The organism is Lwoffella lincolnii (genome assembly GCF_002014765.1).
GTDB classification, from domain to species: Bacteria; Pseudomonadota; Gammaproteobacteria; order Pseudomonadales; family Moraxellaceae; genus Psychrobacter; species Psychrobacter lincolnii.
The window spans coordinates 228498-250298 of sequence record NZ_MUYT01000004.1 but is presented as its reverse complement, the minus strand read 5'-3'; the positions used below and the strand labels follow the sequence as shown (position 1 = coordinate 250298).

Below are 21801 nucleotides of genomic sequence, written 5' to 3'. Positions count from 1 at the left end.
GAGGCACGACCTTGGCAAACGTCCAAGGTCTGTTATTTAGAATCATTCTTATGACAAATAAAAAGTAGGTGAAACAATGGAAATCAAAACCCCAGATTTAGGCGTAGACAGTGCTGAGGTCAGTGAAATTTATGTCAATATTGGCGATGTGATTGCTGTCGATGACAACATCGTTCTGTTGGAGTCTGACAAAGCCTCTGTGGAAGTGCCAAGCACCATTGCAGGTAAGGTTAAAACCATCATGGTCAATGTTGGGGACACGGTCAGCGAAGGCGTGGTGCTGTTAGACGTTGAATCTGAAGACACTGAATCTGAAGGCACTGAATCTGAACAAGCACAAGAGATAACACAAAACGCAACTCAAACACAAGATTCAACCCAAAACCCTGTGAGTGCCGATGCTAGCGGTCAGCAAAACAGTGATGAACACGGCGATGCTCAATCTGTTCAAAGAGCTGGTGAGTCAGTTACCCATGCCTTGCCAGACTTGGGTGTCGATGAAGCTCAAGTGGCTGAAATCATGGTCAATGTAGGGGACACGGTCAGTGCAGAACAACCGTTAATTTTGGTTGAATCAGACAAAGCATCGGTAGAAGTGCCCGCCCCAACCAATGGCGTGATAGAAAAAATCTTGGTATCAGCAGGTGATACGGTCAAAAATGGTCAAGATTTTATCGTGCTATCATCCTCTTCTGCTCAATCTTCTTCCCAACAACCAAGCCTTGCCCCAACTGCTGATGAACGGCCTAAAAACACATCAGACAATCAGCCAACTGACACCAACGACCAGACCCAAAAAACCGCCGTGCCAGAGACCAACACTCAGCCAGCAGAGCAAACCCACGCTTTACCAGATTTGGGCGTAGAAGAAGCTCAAGTGGCTGAAATTATGGTTAATGTCGGTGATGAAGTGACTGCTGAACAGTCAATTTTGTTGGTTGAGTCGGATAAAGCTTCGGTGGAAGTGCCAGCCCCTGTGTCAGGTAAAGTTGTCAAACTGTTGGTTAATGCAGGCGATACAGTCAGTAATGGCCAAGATTTTATTGTCATTGCCAGCCAAAGCTCACAATCTTCAGCTTCAGCTTCATCTTCTCAAAGTACCAATGCCAACAAGCCAAGTCAGCAAACTGAGCAAGGCAAACCGAGCGTTCAACAAGGGCAACAAGGGCAACAACAAGGACAACCAGCAAAAGCACAGACTTCTGTTGCTCAAACGTCTCCACAAGTGAACACAGCAAAACTGACCGAATCCCAAGTGAATGCCAAAGCAACCGACGTGTATGCAGGTCCTGCGGTGCGTAAATTGGCACGTCAGTTGGGTGTGGACATCACTCAGGTCAAAGGCAGTGCTGTTAATAACCGCATCATCAAAGAAGATTTGTTTGCCTTTGTCAAATCTGCCATGCAAAATACTGGCAATATGACCAGCAATGCACAAGCGAATGTAACCACCACCCCTGCCGTGTCATTACCAAAACTTCCTGACATGTCAAAAGTCGAGCTATGGGGTGAAATAGAGCGTCAGCCATTAAGCCGATTGCAGAAAGTGTCCATTCCACAGCTTAACCATAACAACCACATTCCCCAAGTGACTCAGTTTGACTTAGCAGACATCACCGACACCGAAAGCTTCCGTGGTGAGCTAAAAGCAGACTTTAAAAAACAAGGCATTGGTTTAACCATTTTGGCATTCATCGTCAAAGCCACCACATACGCCTTGCAACAGCATCCTAAGTTTAACAGCCATCTCAGCGATGACAACACTGAACTGTTGGTGCGTAAATCAATCAATATGGGCATTGCTGTTGCCACAGAAGACGGCTTGGTTGTACCAGTCATTAAAAATGCCCAAGATAAAGGCATCAAAGAGTTGGCGGTTGAAATTGGCGAATTGGCTGGTAAAGCCCGTGATAAAAAGCTCACCCCAAAAGACATCACAGGGGCAAGCTTTACCATTTCTTCACAAGGTAACTTAGGTGGTACGGCATTCACCCCACTGGTTACTTGGCCACAAGTGGCAATCTTGGGTGTGTCTGAAGCAAGCATGCAACCCAGATGGAATGCAAGTAAGCAAAACTTTGAACCAAGACTGATGTTGCCATTATCTTTGTCATATGACCACCGTGTCATCAATGGGGCAGATGCCGCTGTCTTTACCCGTTATGTGGCACAGCTGTTGGCAGACCCTCGTAAAATCTTGTTATAATCCACATAAGTCATTATCCACACAAAAAGCAGTCTTTGGACTGCTTTTTTTATCATTGATGACAAATGAATGGTAATATGATTGATGGCAATATTTGTTTGGGGATACACCTCCCTAAGCGGTTTTATAAAAATCTTATAAAAATCTTATAAAAATCTGTCTGATAAAAATTTAAATAAGCACTTGCATTTTATTCTTTTTTTCAATATTGTAACAATATCATTTATTAAATGATTTAAAGGATTGTTAAATTGTTAAAAGGAATTTATATGCTTCAATTAAAACCCATCTCTTTTGGCTTGGCGGTTGCCACCATCATTGGCTTGAGTGCATGTAACAAACCAGCCAATCAAACCGCCCCAGCCGATGCCGCCGCATCCACCGATGTGTCTGCTGACGGTGTGTCTCAGGGGACTTTGGATAAAATCAAACAATCAGGCACCATTGTTCTTGCACACCGAGATTCATCCATTCCGTTTTCTTATATTGCAGATGACCCAAATCAGCCTGTTGGTTATGCTCATGACCTACAATTAAAGGTTGTGGAAGCGTTAAAAGAAAAGCTACAAATGCCTGATTTAAAAGTACGCTACAATCTTGTCACTTCTCAAACACGCATTCCTTTGGTACAAAATGGCACGGTTGATTTAGAATGTGGGTCAACCACCAACAACGAAGAGCGTGCCCAGCAAGTTGATTTTTCAGTGGGGTTTTTTGAAATTGGCACCCGTCTATTAACTGCAACCGATTCGGGCATCAATGGGTTTGATGACCTTGCTGGTAAGACTTTGGTTACCACTGCTGGCACAACTTCTGAACGCTATATCCGCCAATTTAATGATGACAAACAATTAAACATCAACATCATCTCAGCCAAAGACCATGGCGAATCATTCTTGATGCTTGAAAATGGCCGAGCCCAAGCCTTTATGATGGACGATGTGCTGTTGGCAGGCGAAAAAGCCAAATCTAAAAACCCCGATAAATGGCATATCGTCGGTGAACCACAATCTTTTGAGATTTATGGTTGTATGGTTCGTAAGGGCGATGGTGAGTTTAAAGCGGTTGTAGATGATACCCTAAAAGCCGTCTATGCGTCAGGTGAGATTAACAGCATTTATGATAAATGGTTCATGCAACCAATCCCACCAAAAAACATCAACATGGCATTCACCATGTCTGATAGCTTAAAAAATCTTTTGGCAAATCCAACCGACCAACCAAAACAAACTCAATAGGATTGATGCCCCAGCAAAGATGGCTGGGGGTGGTTGGCTGTTGCGATTGTTGTGTTGTTATGTGTGATATTTGATAAAGGGAATGACTTTGAATTATCAATGGAATTGGGGCGTACTTTGGCAATCCACAGGCATTGGCAATGAACTGTATTGGCATTGGTTGGTCATCGGTTTTAAATGGCTGCTCATTATTGGTGGTACAGCTTGGCTGATTGCCATGGTGATAGGGACGATACTTGGAATCATGCGTACCCTGCCCAATCGCAAGACACAGAGCATTGCCAAGATTTATGTGGATTTTTTTCGCAACATTCCTTTATTGGTTCAGCTGTTCTTTTGGTTTTATGTGATGCCAAATCTGCTAACCGAAGGGTTTCGCACCTTTTGGTATCAATCACTTGAGCCAAACACATCGGCAGCCATGTCAGCGGCCATCGGTCTTGGGCTATTCACTGCCGCTCGCATCATTGAGCAGGTACGAACAGGCATTCAATCACTGCCAAAAGGTCAGGCGAATGCAGCGGCAGCCTTGGGTTTTAACACAGCACAAGCGTATCGCCATGTGATTTTGCCCCAAGCCTTTCGTGCCATCTTACCACCGCTAAGCTCTGAGCTGACCAATTGTTTTAAAAACGCCTCCATTGCGTCTTTGGTTGGTGTTACCGAGCTTATCAGCCAAACCAAAACCATCAGCGAATACACACAAAACAGTTTTGAAATTTACACTTATGCCACAATCATTTATTTGTTGTTTAATTTAACCTTAATTTATGGCATGACTTTGCTTGAAAATAAGTTACGCATCAAAGGTCAAATCAGTGGGGAACAGCATGTTTAATGACATTCAAACCGCTGCCCCAATTTTGTTATCAGGATTGTCAATTACCTTTAAGGTGCTGTTTTTTTCTGTTTTAGGTGGGTTATTACTCGGTACGCTGCTTGCTTTGATGCGTCTGTCGGGGAAAATCATTTTGGCATTGCCTGCCAAGCTTTATGTCAATTATTTTCGCTCAGTACCGCTACTGTTGGTGTTGCTTTGGTTTTATTTTGCTGTTCCCATGATTTATACCATGATAACTGGCAAATATCTCACGATTGATGCCAAATTTATGAGCTGTGTCATCGCTTTTGTCATGTTCGAGGCGGCTTATTTTGCTGAGATTGTGCGTGCTGGGATTCAGTCCATTGGCAAAGGGCAAGTCAATGCAGCAAAAGCACTTGGCATGACTTATTCACAGACCATGCGTTTGGTCATTTTGCCACAAGCGTTTCGTAAAATGTTGCCACTGGTACTCCAACAATCCATCATTCTTTTTCAAGACACCACTTTGGTTTTTGCGGTGGGTTTGGTGGATTTGTTTCGTGCCGCCTATGTGCGTGGCGAGCTTATGGGACTGCTTGAATTTTATATCTTAAGTGCAGGGGCGGTGTATTTTATCATCAGTTTGATTGCGTCTAAGGGCGTGGCAAGACTTCAAAAAAATCTGCGTGTATGACATGTATGACACAAAAGGCAATAAAGCCAATAAGGACAAATGATGGCAATCGTAACCCAACTTGATGACAAATCTTATATTAACGAATTTGGCGGCTTGGTCACTGACAGTGGTCATAAATCTGATGACATCATGATTAAAATTGATGAAGTCAGCAAATGGTACGGCGATTTTCAGGTATTGACGGACTGTGTCGCACATGTGCATAAAGGCGATGTTACCGTGGTTTGTGGTCCTTCTGGCTCAGGAAAATCAACCCTCATCAAAACCGTGAACGGACTTGAGCCTTTTCAAAAAGGTAAAATCACCATCAATGACATCAGCGTCGGCGATAAACAGACCAATTTGCCCAAACTGCGTAGCCAAGTTGGCATGGTGTTTCAGCATTTTGAGCTGTTCCCTCATTTATCCATCATCGATAACCTAACCCTTGCTCAACAAAAAGTACTGGGGCGTAACGCTGATGAGTCCACCAAAAAAGCCATGAATTATTTGGACCGTGTGGGTTTGGCAACACACGCCAAAAAGTTCCCCTCTGAGCTTTCTGGCGGTCAACAGCAACGAGTGGCCATCGCTCGTGCTTTATCAATGGATCCGATTGCCATGCTGTTTGATGAACCCACATCCGCACTTGACCCTGAAATGATTCAAGAAGTGTTAGAGGTGATGGTGGATTTGGCCAACGAAGGCATGACTATGATGTGTGTAACGCACGAAATGGGATTCGCTCGTCAAGTGGCAAGTCGCATCATCTTTATGGACCAAGGGCATATTGTGGAAAATTGTAGTAAAGACGAATTCTTTCAAAATGCCAAATCAGAAAGAGCCCAAGCGTTTTTGGGTAAAATTCTAAGTCATTAAACTGCCAAGCCATTCAATTTTTTATCAGTATTTATTGACAATACCCCATGACAAACGGACAGATTTAACCCTTAATTAACCACGTCATGTTAGCCATCATGTTTTAAACAGCCATCATGTTTTAAACAACCATTGTCCGAGTAATGTCGCCAAATTTTTTGCATCGTGATTTTTTGGCAGCTTCGCCATCATCTCAGACAGTGGGTTGTCGCCATTGTTGATATGAGTATGGTGTAATTTTAACCGCCAGTCAAAACCATGACGAGACAAAGTCGCTACCCATAAGGTGTGGGAATCATGGGGTAGGGCAGTTAGGTCAATGTGCTGCAGGGTACTCCCCATGCTGTCTTGTAAATGAATACTGCCTTCACTGACGGCATTTAGGGGGGCATGGTTGAAGGTGCTGGCGGTCAAAGTGATGTGGCGAATATGGGTTGGTAAGTGTTGTAATCGCATCTCAATCGATTCCAGCTCATCTGTTTGCTGAGTAGCGTCTGTTTGTAACGTAGAATCGGTGCTGATGGGCTTTTTTTTACCCAGTCGTTCATCACCGTGATGGCGAATATTCTGTGAGATGTCACGTAAGTTTTTATACCACACCATCTCGACCAGTTGGCCTGCATCATCATACAAAAACGCATGCAAGTCGATGTCTAACGGCACGCTGGTTTTTTTTATTTGATGAATCAGTCCAGATTTGTTAACAAAGGTGCGTTGATAATCTAAAGTAAAATAAATCGGCAAAGCATATTGTGCATTGCTTAAGCAAATATCGTCTTTTAAAACATGACCCTTTGGGTCGTCATTTTGTAAGGATTTACTAAAGACATTTAAATTGGGTTGACGCATCATTGACATTCTCATCGAATTATGGATAAGTTATAAATAACAAAAAATAACAATTAGAACCATGATAATGATAGCCATGATAACACAGACGGACTGTGAGCAAATGATTATTGAGAATATTTTCATCTGTGGGTAGAGCGACTATAATACCGCAACAATACCGTAACTTTAGGTTTTATATGTTTTATCGTCAGTTTTTAAGGATAATCCCACATGCCAAAGTCAATGCCAAAGCCCACTTTATCCAATCAAGATACCAATCAAGATGCCCAACAGTCAGCCAGTGCGATGGCATTTAATAACGGTCGTTGGTTCACTGACTTTTTGCCCTTTTCTGGTCGCCTAGAGCAAGACAACGTTGGTATCAATGAATATTTGCCAATCAGTCAAAGTGTGTTGATGGCAGTGCAACATGCGTTTGCCATGTTTGGGGCAACGGTATTGGCACCGTTACTCATGGGGTTTGATGCCAATTTGGCAATTTTACTTTCTGGGGTGAGTACCATTTTATTTTTTGTCATCACAGGTGGGCGTATGCCAAGCTATCTTGGCTCAAGTTTTGCTTTTATTGGGCCTGTGTTGGCAGTAACCGCTTATGCTGGCAGTGGGTTAAACCCCAATTTGTCAGTGGCATTGGGTGGCATCATGGCGTGTGGCATTTTGTATGCTCTTATTGGCTTGGTGGTGATGAAAATAGGGACAAGTTGGATTGAGCGGTTGATGCCTCCTGTGGTAACAGGAGCGATTGTGATGATTATTGGTTTAAATTTGGCAGGGGTAACGGTCTCTGGCGTATCAGGCAATGAGTTTGATAAATGGATGGCGGTTATGACCGTATTGGTGATTGCGTTGGTGGCGGTATTTGCCAAAGGCATGTTTAAGCGATTGCTATTGTTGCTTGGGTTGTTATTGGCGTATGTTTTGTATTGGGTGGTAACAGCGGTCATGGGTCTGGGTACGCCGATGAATTTTACAGAAGTGGCAGCGGCTGATTGGGTAGGGTTGCCAACTTTTTATGCCCCAAGTTTTGATGCCAATGCCATCATCATGCTTGCCCCTGTGGCGTTTATTTTGATTGCTGAAAATTTAGGGCATTTTAAAGCCGTGGAAGCCATGACTCAGCTTAAAGTAACGCCGTTTATTGGTCGGGGGGTTGTGGCAGATGGTTTGGCGACGACATTATCGGCAGGGCTGGGCGGTACGGGTGTAACCACCTATGCTGAGAATATTGGCGTGATGGCAGTTACCAAAGTATATAGCACCATCGTGTTTGTGCTGGCAGGTGTGGTTGCGATATTGCTTGGACTGTCGCCAAAGTTTGGGGCAGTGATTCATACCATTCCAACCGCTTTGCTTGGTGGTGCGTCGATGGTGGTGTTTGGTCTTATTAGTGTGGCAGGGGTACGGATTTGGCAAGATAATCAAGTGGATTTTTCTGATAATCGTAACTTATTGATAGCAGCCATCACCGTCATCATGGGAACAGGGAATTTTAGTTTAACCTTAGGTGGCTTTGACTTAGGGGGTATTGGCACAGCAACATTGGTGGCGATTTTATTGAATGTGTTATTTTATCAAAAACAGGCTTAAACGTTGGTTTTGATTTTTAAGATTCATTCTCTGCCCAAATAGCTGTCCCAATCTTTCCATATGGGTTGCAATCCTTGCTCTGTGAGTTTGCGTACAACTGCCTTAGGGTGGCGGTCATCATCAATGCTAAATTGCTCCAATGTGTCATCTGCTGTTTGGTTATCTGCTGCTGAATATCCGCCCGGTTTGGTCTGTGAATAGGCACTCATTTGTGTTACCATCAAGGGTATCACATGGTCTCTAAATGTTGGCGACTCTCTGGTAGACAGCACAATGTCCACCTCAGGGGCGAACAGACGCAATGCACATAACACTTGAACAAGCTCTTTATCGCTCATGGTACAATGTGGCGATATTCCTCCTGCACATGGTCGCAGGCGTGGCACAGCAACACTAAACCGACTTTGCCAATGGGTTTTTTGTAGGTAGCGTAGATGTTCTGCCATCATATAGCAGTCTGTGCGAAAATTGTCAGACAACCCCACCAACACCCCAAGTCCAATTTTATCAATCTTGGCTTGTCCGATTCTGTCAGGTGCATCTAATCGCCAGTTGAAATTTCTTTTTTTTCCCTTTAAATGATGATAAGCATAGCTGGGCTTATGATAGGTCTCTTGATAGAGCATGACACCATCTAGCCCCCATGATTTTAGCTGAGCGTAATCATCGGTTGATAACGGTTGCACCTCCATCAACAAAGATGACACATGCTCTCGCACTGTTTTGATGTGTGTTTTAAAATATGGCATGCCCACTTGACTGGGGTATTCACCTGTTACTAACAACACTTGACTAAACCCTAAGCGGTTAATGGTTTGACATTCTGCCACAATTTCATTATGCGTGAGCGTTTTTCTGGTCATCGGATTGGACAACGAAAACCCACAATAGGTACACTCATTGGCACATAAGTTAGACAGATACATGGGGATAAATAGCCCCACGGTATTACCAAAGCGTTGACGGGTGATTCTTTGTGCCTTAACTGCCATTGCTTCTAGATATTGACTCGCCGCAGGTGATAATAACGCCATCAAATCATTCATGTCTGGCTTATCTTTGGTCAAGGCAATTTTGACATCATGGTCAGTTTTACCATAGATGGACAGGCAAATCTCGTCCCAATTAAGCGTGTCTAAATGGGTGCTAAACGTCATCACGCCTCCAAAAATCCAGTCAAAGGGCTGGTTGGCATGGCAGTTTTGCTCACAGTGCCACGCTTAGCAAGGCGTGTCATCATGCCCACTTGAACCGCCCAAGCAAACGCCTTTGCCATCAGCACAGGGTTGCCTGCTGTTGCGATGGCGGTGTTAATCAATACCGCATCTGCCCCCATCTCCATTGCTTGGGTTGCCTGACTGGGTGAGCCAATGCCTGCATCAATGATGATGGGAACGTTGGCCTGTTCTATGATAATCTCTAACATGGCTTTGGTTTGTAGTCCTGCATTTGAGCCAATGGGTGCTGCAAGTGGCATCACCGCATGACAGCCCACATCTTCTAATCGCTTGCACAGAACAGGGTCAGCCCCACAATAGGGCAACACAACAAAACCCTCTTGAACCAATGTCTGTGCCGCTTTAACGGTCTCTATTGGGTCTGGCATCAGCCATTTGGGGTCGGGGTGAATTTCTAACTTTACCCAATTTGTGCCAAGAGCTTCACGAGCAATGTGTGATGCAAAGATGGCTTCTTTGGCATTTTTTGCCCCAGACGTATTGGGCAGTAAAGACACCCCCAATTCTAATAAAGGGGCTAGGATATCATCATGTTTGTTTATCAAATCTATGCGACGCATGGACAGCGTAACCAGCTCACTGTTTGCTGCTGTGATTGCTGATGTCATCTGTTCTGGGGTGGCAAATTTGCCTGTACCCATCAGCAATCTTGTTGCAAATTGTTTGTTGGCAATGACCAGACCATCATCTTGTTGATTTTGCATCTCAATCTTTTGCATTTCAACCTCCTGCTATCGCACCAAATATGAGCATGGTGTCATTGGGCTTTATGATTTTTGACCAATCGTCTTGTGATAAAATATGTTCATTGAGTGCCACGGCGACATTTTGGCTGTCTGTTATTTTAGTAACAATTTCCGCCACACTTGTTCCCATTTGACAATCAAAGGGCTTATCATTAAGGGTGAACTGTATCGTTTTTTTGTCAATCATCAATCATCTCCTGCTCCTACCATCTTTAATAGCTGACAAGTTGCCTTTTGCCAATCATCGGCTTGGGTGATGGCACTGACTACCGCAATGCTTGGCACGCCTGTCATCAGCACCTGTGGCACTTTATTGATGTCAATGCCTCCAATGGCGACTGTTGGATAATCGCCCAACTGTTTGACTTGCTGTTCTAACGCAACCAAACCTTGTGGTGATGATGGCATGTCTTTGGTTTGGGTGGCAAATATATGCCCCAGTGCAATATAAGATGGAGAAATTCCAAGAGCGACATTCACCTCTGCCATATGATGTGTTGAGATGCCAAGTCTAAGACCTGCCTCGGCAATGGCATCAAGATTGGCACTTTGAATGTCCTCTTGCCCCAAATGCACGCCATACGCCCCATGATGAATGGCCAATTGCCAGTAATCATTAATAAACAGGCGAGCTTGATATTGTCTGCCAAGGGCAATGGCTTGCTTGACCGTTGTCGTTACTTGTGCTTTTTGAGTGGCAGACAGTGTGTCCCAATCGCCTGCTTTTAGCCGTAATTGAATGGTCTTAACACCCAAATCAAGCAGTCTTTTAATCCATATGATACCATCAACCACAGGGTATAACCCCATACGATATGGCACAGTGGCGAAGATGGGGTTGTAGATAACGTTGTTTTTAATGTTAACGCTGTCTGTAAGGTCATCAGACATCATGATAAAGCCTGCTTATGTGTTATTGTTGGTGATAGATTAGAGTATCATAAAATTAAGACACATATCATGAAGACATTATAGATGACTTACGTAACTTTAGTAAGATAATTTAGGTGAGATAAACAGTAAGATGAAACCTTAAAATGTGGTAAATTACCCACTGTATCAACGCAGAAATCCACCTCAAGCGTGGTAGACAGCGACCAGTCTAAAACATAACGCCCATACCAATCACTGGCACGTCTTAATGTGGGAGCATCTGATAAAGGCATCAGATGATGATATGGCAAAGAGTAAAGATTTAACCATACCTACGCACATCAAGCCTACACTTCATCGTCAAGATGTGGGAGCATCTGATAAAATATCAGATGGTGAAAGTAGAGTAGGTGGATATACTTCTACCCCTACGCACACTAAGCCTACAATGACACGTCTTAATGTGGGAGCATCTGATAAAAGTAAAGACCTTGTGGCAAATATGGTAGCCACAGACTTCGCCAATGACGAACTGACTTCTAACCGCTCTCACAAGGTCTCTATAGACAGTCTAATCCAAGACATCAAACAATTCAACCAACCAAGGCATTCAACCCTACCTAAAACCACCACAGAGCTACTTAAAGGGTTGGATAAAGGCAGTGTATCAGATGGTTTTAATATGTTGGGGGGGCTCATGATAAATTTGATGCCGTTATGGGTACTGTTTATTGTTGCTTTATTTTATAGTTCTGTTTGGAGTATGTTTTTTGTTGTTTTGGCTTGTAGGATAGTAACCATATTGGTCATAACAGCAATTGGTGCAACAAGCAGTGGTTGATTGGTATGAGTGTTTAATAAAAAGACAAATCTTGATGATTTGTCTTTTTTTATTTATGGAAGTATGTGGTATCAGACAAGGCACAAACGTGTGCGAATGCACACACATCACACATATTGAATAATAAATCTTGCCCAAACCTACATAAAAAAGGCTTTCAAAACGTTTGAAAGCCTTGATTGACATGGGGGTATTTGGTGGGCCCAGTAGGACTTGAACCTACGACCAAAGGATTATGAGTCCTCTGCTCTGACCAACTGAGCTATAGGCCCTATCAATAGGGACAAAATATTAACGCATTTAAAAAAAATATGCAATAGCTGAAATTCTATCATTTAAGCTAAAATGTGTTGACAGTCAAAAATTAATCTATATAATAGCCCCCCATCTATGCGGGAATAGCTCAGTTGGTAGAGCACGACCTTGCCAAGGTCGGGGTCGCGAGTTCGAATCTCGTTTCCCGCTCCAATCATGCTTAGTTTCAAGCTAAAAAGCCTAACGTAATCGTTAGGCTTTTTTTATTGCCAATAACGCCACTTGCATATGAAGGCTTTCATGCTTTGCTTTTTTTCTAAAAATATTTTATAAGTAATATTATAGAAATAAAAATTACAAAATTAATATATAAAATTCTCAAAAAAAAACGATTTGTTGACACTAATTACATTTTGTTAGAAACTAATCGCAATTCAATACGTTCATACACATTAATATGGCATTTGATAAGAAATTTGTATGATTTGTATGAATGGTTAAGGCGTGTCATTTTCTCATTTTCAAAGGATCAATCATGAAAGTCAAACAAATTACCCTAGGTTCTTCAACGCTTGTTCTTGCGGCACTTCTGACAGCGTGTGGTGGCAGTAGCAGCTCTGGCGTGCAAAAACCAACACCTTTGGTGGCTAATACTAATAATTCTGGTAACCACGGTACTACCAACCACGGTAACCACGGTGCTACCAACCCAGCACCAAAATGGGATGCAACTGTCCGTTATGCTTCATTGAGAAATAATGCAATTAAGGAAGCGATAGATTATGTTAAAAATGATGCTGGCGTCATTCCCAAAATTGATGGCTATGCTCTAACCATAGATGGTCGTACACAAAATGGTGATATCGACCTTGGTGGTAATCGTAAGGGACATCATAAATTTTCTGTCCAAGAAAGGGTAACTGGTAGTGCTGACGGAGTTCAAGGTTCTATCACAAGAAACTCTGATGTTTATCTTTTTAAACAAGATTATTCATTAATCGCAGGGATTCATAATAAAAATATGACCGTAAAATTGGGCAATGAGACGGAAGTAAATTTTATTGGTTACATAGACTATCTTGTTCGGGGAGTGCCCACCGAAAAATTACCAACCACAGGCAAGTTTAATTACTCAGGTTCAGGTAAGATTAGGTCGCAATTTGGGGCTCAAGATGCCAAGTTTAGCTATGATGTGGATTTTGCTAACAAAACAGGCAGTGGCAGCCTTGGTAATATCACCTTATCAAAAGGCAACATCACCACACAAACACTCACAAGTGAGATTGATAATAGCCCTATTACCACCCCAACCATTGAAGGGAAGGCAACTGATGGTAGCCTTAATGGTGATTACGGCCTTGCTTTCTTTGGGCCAAATGCCGATGAGATTGTCGGTTCAGTGGAGCTGGGCAATGATAAAGAACATGTGATTGGCATGTTTGGTGGTACTAAGCAAGCCAAATAAGCGCTTTGATTGATTGTATGACAAAAGGCCGTCATCTGACTGACGGCTTTTTGTGTGTTTTGTTTTAATGGAACATTTATGAAAAAACTTGGCTTTTTTATAACCAGTCTCATGCTGATGTCTATCATGACGCATGCCAATCATGCCAATGTGGTGCATACCCAAGGCGTTGATATGCCATTAGAAAAAACCCCTGACATCACACCGATAAAAAAGGCAGGCTCTGAGATTAACATGGGCAAAGTAGGTACGCTAAACCTAGGTGATGGGCTGACAGGACAGATTAATCGGGCGATTGTGGCAAAAGATTGGCAATCGCTTGATGAGCTGCTACACACCTATCAATCATCAGCAGAATATGACCCCATACTGTATCAATATGCACTGGGGGCATGGCATCGCTCACAATTTAATCATCATCAGGCGATAGCAGTGTATCGGCAAATGCTGGCGGACAATCCTGATTTTCATTATGTCCGTTTTGACCTTGCGCTCATGCTCTTTGAAGATAAGCGCTATGATGAAGCCAAATCAGAGCTGATGGCGGTTAAGCCTTTGCTAAATGCTGACATGCAGGCATTGACCGAACGTTATCTTGACCAAATTGATAAACGCAATAAAGCGAACACAAGTTTTAATGTCAATTATGAAAAAACCGATAACGTCAATAACGCCTCACCTGCCACCCAAGTCAGATGGCAAGGCAAGACATGGAAAAAAACCGCTGAGAGTCTGCCCCAAAAAGCCACAGGGGTGCGATATGGTTTTGACATCGCCAAAGACAAACAGCTTAGAGCCAATCATTACCTAACCGCCAATGCAGGCATTGATGGGGTGCATTATTGGAATAAGCCTGAATATGATGAACAAACCGCCACGCTTGGGCTGGGATATAAATACCAGAACGTGCGTGGTAATGTCAGCGTCGTGCCATTTTTGAATCATACATGGCTTGATGATAAGCCTTATCAACATGAAACAGGCATCAAAGCAAACATCAATCGCCGTATCAGCTCCAGCTCAAAACTTCATGTGGGGGCAGGCGTGCAATACGCCAAACGATACTATGATGAGAAGCGACTGGCAGAGCGTTATGGCAGCGATGTCCGTCGTGTGAGTGCCAGTTATCGCTACGTATTAACGCCGAGCTTGATGGTTTTTGGTGGGGTGGATGTAACCGATGATGACACTAAGGATAAAGAGGTTGCGTCTGTGCGTCATGGCATAAATTTGGGTGTGCTAGGTGAGATGGATAATGGCATGGGCGGACGTGTGTCGGTGCGTTATGCCAAACGAAAATTTGACGCGCCCGAACAGCTGCTTTATGGTTTTGTCCGTCAAGATGATGAATATTATCTACAAACAGCGCTGTGGTATGATAAGTGGCAATACAAAGGCTTTGTACCAAATCTTAATATTAACTACCGTAAGATAGACAGTAACATGGCAGATTTGTATTCTCGTGATGGTGTGCAGTCATTCATCAGCGTTGAGAAAAAGTTCTGATGGGTAAGGTGGTTGTACTGGGTGGTTGTATTGTGTTGGGTGATGACCACTGCCTTAAGGACTTAAACCTCAATCATTCGTCCATTCATCGCTTCGTGCATTCGTCGCTTCGTGCAACTTTTTGATATGCGCCACTTCATTTTTGGCGCCCAGCACCACTGGCACACGTTGATGAATGTCGGTCGGTATGATGTCTAAAATTCGCCTGATGGCATCGGTACTTGCACCGCCTGCTTGTTCAATCAAAAAGCTCATCGGATTGGCCTCATACATCAAACGTAACTTACCAGCCTTGTTGGGGTTTTTGGTATCAAATGGGTAGCTAAATACCCCGCCACGGCATAAAATCCGATGCACATCGCCGACCATCGCCGCCACCCAACGCATGTTAAAATCTTTGCCACGCACGCCATTTTTACCATCGACAAGCTCATCTACATAACGTTGCATTGGTGCCAACCAATAACGGTAATTTGACGCATTGATGGCGTATTCGTTGGTATTGGGTGAGATGGTGATTTTATTTTTAATCAACACAAATTGGTCAGTGGTGGGGTCTAGGCTAAACATTGCCACGCCATTGCCTGTTGTGAAGGCAAGCATGGTTGATGTGCCATAAATCACATACCCTGCTGCCAACTGTTGTGTGCCTTTTTGCAAAAAATCGGTGTCGGTTGCTTGCTTGCCTTGGTGATGATACGGCAAAATTGAAAAAATCGTTCCCACCGTCATGTTGATGTCAATGTTGCTTGAGCCATCTAGTGGGTCGAACAACACCAACACACTGCCTTCTGGATTGGTTGGGGTGATGTCATCAAGCTCTTCTGATGCCACGCCTGCACAGTAACGATTGCCAGTTAAGGCAGACAACAACAATTCGTTGGCAATCACGTCCAGTTTTTTTTGCTCTTCATCTTGTACGTTTTTATTGCCTGCGTCTCCTAAGATGTCTGCCAATGCCCCTTGGCGTAATAACGCATTGATTTGTTTTGCCACTTGAGCGATGCTATTGATGGTGTCGATGGTGGCATCTCGATATGCTTCATTGACTGTGGGTGAGACTGTGTTTGGCTCAGACAGATATTGCTTAAGGTGGGTGGTGTTTGGGTGTGTGAGCATGACCATGATTGTTCCTTTAACGGTTTTTTTAACTGCTTTTTTATGAAACGTGATACGTAAACTGTGATGCAAGTAATGGCGATGATGTTTGATTGTATGTGGTTAAGGAGTGCAAAATAACCCCAATGTTAGCATAAATTGCCTTTAGCCTTTAAAAAATTTACGCTAAAATATGGACAAAATTCAGCAAAATGAGCAAACGTAAAACGCAAATAAGACGCTTTTTTCATTGCTGTCCATCTCAGTCCATTGCAGCCCATCGCATGGCATGTCTGACAATGCCATCTTAACCAAAAGGCAATTTTTATGAACATCGCTTCTACTAACGCCACCTCTCAGCCTTTGCCTTTTCAATCATCACAACAGATTTTAACCGATATTGATGCCCGTCTAAATGCGTCATTAAGCCGTCCACAGTTGACCGATGATGGGCAACTTCGCCATTTTTTGGGGGTAGAAGGGCTAAACCGCCAACAGCTTGAGAACATCATTGAAAAAGCCATGGGGTTTTTTGATGTCCATGGTGGTTTGATGACCAGCAATGAATTAGAAGGTTGTACGGTGATGAATTTGTTTTTTGAAAATTCCACCCGCACACGCACCACCTTTGAAGTCGCCCAAAAACGCTTAGGGGCAAATGTCATCAACCTAGACATTGCAAAATCCAGCACCAAAAAAGGTGAAAGTCTGCGTGATACCCTTTGGAATTTACAAGCCATGTCAGCAGATGTGTTTGTGGTGCGTCATTCTGCCAGTGGGGCGGCTCATTTTATGGCGACCGAGGTTACCCCCAATGTTGCCATCATCAACGCAGGCGACGGCTGGCACGCCCACCCAACGCAGGCGATGCTTGACATGCTCACCATTTACCGTGAAGCAGATAAGCCCTTTGATGAACTTTCTGTGGCGATTGTTGGCGACATCAAGCACAGCCGTGTGGCCCGTTCGGACATTTCGGCTTTGACGACTTTGGGGGTGCGTGATATTCGTGTCATCGCCCCCAAGACTTTGTTGCCAAAAGGCATTGAACGCCATGGCGTCTTAGTATTTGATGACATTGATAAAGGTGTGGCGGATGCTGATGTGATTATTGGCTTACGCATTCAAAATGAACGCATCGGCTCACCCTTGTTGGCATCGTCTGGTGAATATTTTAAACACTACGGCATCACCGAACAACGGTTAAAACTTGCCAAGCCCAATGCGTTGGTCATGCACCCAGGCCCTATGAACCGTGGCATTGAAATCGCATCAAGCGTGGCAGACGGTGGGCAATCGGTGATTTTAAAACAAGTCAATAACGGCATTGCGGTGCGTATGGCGGTATTGGCATTGGCGATGGCAGGACAACGACAAGCAGGTGATTTTAAAGCTTACAACTAAGATGGATTTTTATTTTTTATAAGGATAAAGTCATGTTAACAAAATTCACAGCACTAGCCATAGGTGTGTTGTTGTCGGTATCGGTATCGGTATCGGTATCGGCGGCGGATATGGCAACTTTGACACGCCAAGCCCAAAATGGCGATGCAGCTGCTCAATCTGATTTGGCTCATGAGTATTATCAGCAAGGTAACCATGCCAAAGCATTTGAATGGATCACCAAAGCTGCCAATCAAGGCGATGCAGTTGCTCAATATAATCTGGGCTGGATATATGCCCTAGGTAAAGGCGTACACCAAGATGATCAAAAGGCGGTGGAATGGTACACCAAAGCCGCCCAGCAAGGGTATGCAGTTGCTCAATTTAATCTGGGCGTGATGTATGAATTCGGTAAAGGCGTACACCAAGATGATCAAAAGGCGGTGGAATGGTACACCAAAGCCGCAGGTCAAGGGTATGCAGCAGCCCAATATAATCTGGGGCTGATGTATTACAGCGGTGAAGGCGAACGCCAAGATTATCACAAAGCGGTGGAATGGTTCACCAAAGCTGCCAATCAAGGGTATGCAGATGCTCAAAATAATCTGGGGTGGATATATGAGAATGGCCATGGCGTGAGCCAAGATTATCATAAAGCGTTTGAATGGTACACCAAAGCCGCAGGTCAAGGCAATGCAAAAGCCCAATCTAATCTGGGTGTGATGTATGACAAAGGTCAAGGCGTACGCCAAGATTATCAAAAGGCACATGAATGGTACACCAAAGCTGCCCATCAAGGTGATGCAGCAGCCCAATATAATCTGGGCTTGATGTATTACAATGGTCAAGGAGTGCGCCAAGATTATCAAAGGGCAGTGGAATGGTACACCAACGCCGCCCATCAAGGGTTTGCAGAGGCTCAAAATGATCTGGGGTGGATGTATGAAAAAGGCCTGGGCGTGCGCCAAGATGATCAAAGGGCAGTGGAATGGTACACCAACGCCGCCCATCAAGGGTTTGTAGAGGCTCAATATAATCTGGGCGCGATGTATTACAATGGTAAAGGCGTACGCCAAAATAAAAGCACCGCCAAACGCTACTTTGGTCAAGCCTGTGATAATGGATATCAGTCAGGCTGTGATCACTACCGAATACTAAATGAACAAGGCTACTAGGTGCTGATGATGCCCCGTATGACCCCAAATCAAGCAAATCAAGAGAATGCGATGAAAAATCTACTTCCCCCCAACTGGCAATTTGACACCGCCCAACTCAAAGGCATAAGCACAGATGGCAAATGGCTATTACCGCCCCTTGTTGATCTGTGTGCCAGATTGCGAGAACCGGGGCATCAGTCGCACGGCACACTGGCAAGCGAGGGGCGAGCGGCACGCCAAAATGGCTTTTTGCATGTGGTCATGCCACCTGATACCAGCCCTGTGCTAGAAAACGGCTCTTTGTTAAAGGGTCTCAAACAAAAAGCATGGACAGACGGTGGCATTTACTTGCATGTTTTGGGGGCATTGAGTGCAGGCTTAGAGGGCAAACAACCTGCCAATCTGGCAGGACTAAAACAAGGCGGTGCTATCGGCGTGAGCAATACAGCGGCAGGTTTTGAGAGTGATTTGGTATTGTTACGCTGTTTAGAATATGCAGCGACCTTTGACATCAAAGTCTTTTTCTACCCTGATGAACCCAGTTTATCGGCAGGGGGCGTGGCTCACGATGGCTACATTGCTTCTTTTCATGGATTGCAAGGCATTCCGTGGCTGGCTGAGACCATTGCACTGTCTAAGCAAATTTTGATGACCGAGGAGACAGGCATTCATGCACATTTTAGCCAAATCACTTGTCGCACCTCGGTAGAGCTAATCCGTCATGCCAAACAAAAGGGCCTGCCCATTACCTGTGATGTTGCCATGCACCAGTTGCACCTGACCGATGATGACCTACAAGGCTTTAACTCACTGGCTTATGTGTTGCCTCCTTTGCGTAGCAATACTGACCAACAAGCACTCAGACAAGGATTGACCGATGGCACGATTGATGCCATTTGTAGTCATCATGAGCCTTTATCAAAGACCGCCAAACAAGCCCCCTTTGCCCAATGCCAACCAGGCATCAGTAACTTTGACACCTTTATGGCACTGGCGGTGCGATTGGTTCATGAAGGGGTATTGACTGGCGAACAGTTGGTAGAAAAAATCTGCCTAAATCCTGCTCGCATTGCCCAGATTGGCGACTTTTATCAAGACAAAGGCGGAGCGGTGTTGGTTAATCCCAATTTGTCTTGGCAAGTGACAGAAGACACCATGCAATCAGCGGGTAAAAACACCCCCTTTATCGGACAGACGCTGATGGGTAAAGTAGAGCAAGTGTTATTCTGACCTTTGTTCATCTGCTGATGGCTTATCACTTTCGGTGATGATGGCGGTGTTTTTATCAGCAGAATCAGCGGATTTACGCTTGCTGATGGATTTAACGCCAGCTTTCATACGCTCAATGAGTTGCCCCATCATGGTGGTTTTTGCATTGGACGCATCAATATTTGCTCGAATGTTTTCAGGGTTGGCTTCAAAAGTATCAGAATAACCATTTCTGATATGGCTATTTTGAACATCGCCATTTTGAACATCACCATTTTTAACATCAATGGCATGGGCATGATGGTTTGTTTTTTGATGGGTTGAATGGTCATTGGCAGGGTGGGTATGTGCCTGATGGGTTGAATGGTGGGCTGATTGATGGGCGAAGCTGTGCCTTACTCTTGATTCATCAATCTTATCGGTATTCTTGTCATTCTTATCAAGGTTATTATTAATATCATCAACGTCATCAGCGTCATCAATGAGGTTGTCTTGTGCCGATTCACGCATCTGACTGTTTTCAAATAAGCTCAACAGACTGATGTTCATCTGCTCTTTAACCAATTGCTGGCCATGTTGTAAGCGATTGGCGATAAGACCCAACCAAGAATCATGGTCAAAGGGTTGCATCTTGGCAATCTCGCCTTTGATGGGTAAGGCGTAAGGCAGACTTTGATATAATTGCCATAGGCTGATTTGGCTTAAGTCTTTTTTTAGCAGGTAATCGCCCTTATCTGTGTTGGCAATTAAATCATTGTCTTTGAGTAAATTGATGTATTGATACCATTTGGGTAACTCTTTCCGTCCAAGAATGTTACGCAGTTGTTTTTCTGGTGTGCTTTTACCAACTTGATGATTCTTAAACACCAAATTTAACATGTCTAATAAACTAAAAAATGGGTGACGAGGGTTCACTTCATCGCTATCAAACACGGTTAAAATGTAACTGATTTCTACCCCCAACAAAATTATATTCCATGACAAATGTATCCATAACAAAAATACAGGCAATGCTGCAAATGCCCCATAAACCGCCTCATAACTGGTAAAATTGGTCATTGCTGTGCCAAAAACCTGCTTTAACCCTTCAAACAAAATGGCAACAATCCCGCCTGCAATCGCAGCATGTTTGATAGGGACATTGGCTTTAGGAATAAACCAATACATACCCACAAAACCTGCAATGGTGATTAAAAAAGACACCAACTGCACCCAAAATGACCAATCAATGCCATAACCCATAAACTGCTGATTCAAAAAACTCAGACTTTGCACTGTGCTTGAGACAATGAATGCTGTTCCCAATACCAAAGGACCTAAGGTGATGATTGTCCAATAACGAATGACACTTTTAAGCCCACCACTTCGGTCTTCTACTCGCCAAATTTCGTTAAAAGCAGTCTCGATGGTGGTCAACGTCATGATGGTGGTAACAAACAGAATCAACACACCGATGGCGGTCAGATTGGACGATTTTTCAGCAAAGCTGTTGATGTATTGACTGACCTGAAAGCTTGATGATGGCATCAAGTTACTATAAACCATGTTATAAATTTGCTCACGCACTTCCGATAAGGCAGGAATGGACGAGAGCATCACCAGCATAACCGTCAAAATGGGAACGATTGATAACAAAGTGGTGTAGGTCAAAGAAGCTGCTTTTTGTTGGCATTTGTCTTCAATAAAATTTTTGACCAAAAAGAACAAAAACTCAAACCAGCGACTGTCATAAAAAGGCAATTTCTTAAGTAAATTTGTCATTTATAAGTCTCATCAATTACAATGGTAAC

At 43.8% G+C, this 21801-nt stretch carries 19 protein-coding genes and 2 tRNA genes; 13 read left to right on the top strand and 8 right to left on the bottom strand.

Annotation, left to right across the window (positions count from 1 at the left end; translation table 11 throughout):
* Positions 1-76 precede the first annotated feature (76 nt).
* The 5 genes from B0682_RS03370 to B0682_RS03350 all read left to right on the top strand — a co-directional run bounded on the left by B0682_RS03370 (position 77) and on the right by B0682_RS03350 (position 5801).
* Positions 77-2206 carry a 2-oxo acid dehydrogenase subunit E2 gene (locus tag B0682_RS03370; RefSeq protein ID WP_078306660.1) on the top strand — a complete coding sequence of 710 codons (2130 nt, stop codon included), beginning with the start codon at positions 77-79 and terminating at the stop codon, positions 2204-2206.
* A gap of 269 nt (positions 2207-2475) precedes the next feature.
* On the top strand, positions 2476-3444 hold the full coding sequence (locus B0682_RS03365; protein WP_078306659.1) for a glutamate/aspartate ABC transporter substrate-binding protein: 969 nt from the start codon (positions 2476-2478) through the stop codon (positions 3442-3444).
* An 88-nt stretch (positions 3445-3532) separates the two neighbouring features.
* Positions 3533-4282, top strand: coding sequence for an amino acid ABC transporter permease (locus tag B0682_RS03360; protein WP_078307022.1), 750 nt, complete (start codon positions 3533-3535; stop codon positions 4280-4282).
* Positions 4275-4940 carry an ABC transporter permease subunit gene (locus tag B0682_RS03355; RefSeq protein ID WP_078306658.1) on the top strand — a complete coding sequence of 222 codons (666 nt, stop codon included), beginning with the start codon at positions 4275-4277 and terminating at the stop codon, positions 4938-4940. Before B0682_RS03360 ends, B0682_RS03355 begins: the two co-directional genes overlap by 8 nt.
* A 132-nt stretch (positions 4941-5072) precedes the next feature.
* Positions 5073-5801: an amino acid ABC transporter ATP-binding protein gene (locus tag B0682_RS03350; RefSeq protein ID WP_143823282.1), complete on the top strand. Its 729-nt coding sequence runs from the start codon at positions 5073-5075 to the stop codon at positions 5799-5801.
* A 114-nt stretch (positions 5802-5915) separates the two neighbouring features.
* Here the strand turns inward: B0682_RS03350 and B0682_RS03345 are convergent, their stop codons facing one another.
* The gene (locus tag B0682_RS03345) at positions 5916-6653 is read right to left on the bottom strand and encodes a TerD family protein (RefSeq protein WP_158077851.1); all 738 of its coding nucleotides are present in this window, start codon (positions 6651-6653) and stop codon (positions 5916-5918) included.
* 285 nt (positions 6654-6938) lie between these two features.
* On the opposite strand from B0682_RS03345, the gene B0682_RS03340 reads away from it, so the two are divergent.
* The gene (locus B0682_RS03340) at positions 6939-8240 is read left to right on the top strand and encodes a solute carrier family 23 protein (RefSeq protein ID WP_240494865.1); all 1302 of its coding nucleotides are present in this window, start codon (positions 6939-6941) and stop codon (positions 8238-8240) included.
* A gap of 23 nt (positions 8241-8263) precedes the next feature.
* Here B0682_RS03340 and thiH read toward each other — a convergent pair whose 3' ends face one another.
* From thiH to thiE, 4 genes are read right to left on the bottom strand one after another with little or no spacing between them, the layout of a single operon-like run.
* Positions 8264-9397, bottom strand: coding sequence for a 2-iminoacetate synthase ThiH (thiH, locus tag B0682_RS03335; RefSeq protein WP_078306654.1), 1134 nt, complete (start codon positions 9395-9397; stop codon positions 8264-8266).
* Positions 9397-10197, bottom strand: a complete 801-nt coding sequence (locus tag B0682_RS03330; RefSeq protein ID WP_078306653.1) for a thiazole synthase — start codon at positions 10195-10197, stop codon at positions 9397-9399. Before B0682_RS03330 ends, thiH begins: the two co-directional genes overlap by 1 nt.
* A gap of 1 nt (position 10198) precedes the next feature.
* Positions 10199-10411 carry a sulfur carrier protein ThiS gene (gene thiS / locus B0682_RS03325; protein ID WP_078306652.1) on the bottom strand — a complete coding sequence of 71 codons (213 nt, stop codon included), beginning with the start codon at positions 10409-10411 and terminating at the stop codon, positions 10199-10201.
* Complete coding sequence (gene thiE / locus B0682_RS03320) at positions 10411-11118, bottom strand: thiamine phosphate synthase (protein WP_205760093.1); 708 nt, start codon at positions 11116-11118, stop codon at positions 10411-10413. The genes thiS and thiE overlap by 1 nt, the downstream gene beginning before the upstream one ends.
* Before the next feature lie 283 nt (positions 11119-11401).
* Between thiE and B0682_RS03315 the strand changes: the two genes are divergently transcribed.
* A complete protein-coding gene (locus B0682_RS03315) occupies positions 11402-11938 on the top strand; it encodes a hypothetical protein (RefSeq protein ID WP_143823252.1) in 537 nt (178 codons plus the stop codon).
* Between the two features lie 195 nt (positions 11939-12133).
* Here B0682_RS03315 and B0682_RS03310 read toward each other — a convergent pair.
* A tRNA-Ile gene (locus B0682_RS03310) sits at positions 12134-12210 on the bottom strand.
* A 120-nt stretch (positions 12211-12330) separates the two neighbouring features.
* On the opposite strand from B0682_RS03310, the gene B0682_RS03305 reads away from it, so the two are divergent.
* The 3 genes from B0682_RS03305 to B0682_RS03295 all read left to right on the top strand — a co-directional run bounded on the left by B0682_RS03305 (position 12331) and on the right by B0682_RS03295 (position 15164).
* A tRNA-Gly gene (locus tag B0682_RS03305) sits at positions 12331-12406 on the top strand.
* Positions 12407-12728: 322 nt separating this feature from the next.
* Positions 12729-13658 (top strand): factor H binding protein domain-containing protein, encoded by a 930-nt coding sequence (locus B0682_RS03300; RefSeq protein ID WP_158077850.1) that lies wholly within the window; start codon positions 12729-12731, stop codon positions 13656-13658.
* A gap of 78 nt (positions 13659-13736) precedes the next feature.
* Positions 13737-15164: a surface lipoprotein assembly modifier gene (locus tag B0682_RS03295; RefSeq protein WP_078306649.1), complete on the top strand. Its 1428-nt coding sequence runs from the start codon at positions 13737-13739 to the stop codon at positions 15162-15164.
* Between the two features lie 69 nt (positions 15165-15233).
* Here the strand turns inward: B0682_RS03295 and B0682_RS03290 are convergent, their stop codons facing one another.
* Positions 15234-16283 (bottom strand): class 1 fructose-bisphosphatase, encoded by a 1050-nt coding sequence (locus tag B0682_RS03290; protein ID WP_078307018.1) that lies wholly within the window; start codon positions 16281-16283, stop codon positions 15234-15236.
* Between the two features lie 306 nt (positions 16284-16589).
* Between B0682_RS03290 and B0682_RS03285 the strand changes: the two genes are divergently transcribed.
* The 3 genes from B0682_RS03285 to B0682_RS03275 are packed head-to-tail and all read left to right on the top strand — an operon-like array spanning position 16590 to position 20032.
* Positions 16590-17666 carry an aspartate carbamoyltransferase catalytic subunit gene (locus B0682_RS03285; RefSeq protein WP_078306648.1) on the top strand — a complete coding sequence of 359 codons (1077 nt, stop codon included), beginning with the start codon at positions 16590-16592 and terminating at the stop codon, positions 17664-17666.
* A 32-nt stretch (positions 17667-17698) separates the two neighbouring features.
* Positions 17699-18820: an SEL1-like repeat protein gene (locus B0682_RS03280; RefSeq protein WP_078306647.1), complete on the top strand. Its 1122-nt coding sequence runs from the start codon at positions 17699-17701 to the stop codon at positions 18818-18820.
* A gap of 51 nt (positions 18821-18871) precedes the next feature.
* The gene (locus B0682_RS03275; protein WP_078307016.1) at positions 18872-20032 is read left to right on the top strand and encodes a dihydroorotase; all 1161 of its coding nucleotides are present in this window, start codon (positions 18872-18874) and stop codon (positions 20030-20032) included.
* On the opposite strand, the gene B0682_RS03270 is transcribed toward B0682_RS03275, so the two are convergent.
* Positions 20024-21772 carry a YihY family inner membrane protein gene (locus B0682_RS03270; RefSeq protein ID WP_078306646.1) on the bottom strand — a complete coding sequence of 583 codons (1749 nt, stop codon included), beginning with the start codon at positions 21770-21772 and terminating at the stop codon, positions 20024-20026. The genes B0682_RS03275 and B0682_RS03270 overlap by 9 nt on opposite strands.
* Positions 21773-21801: the final 29 nt, after the last annotated feature.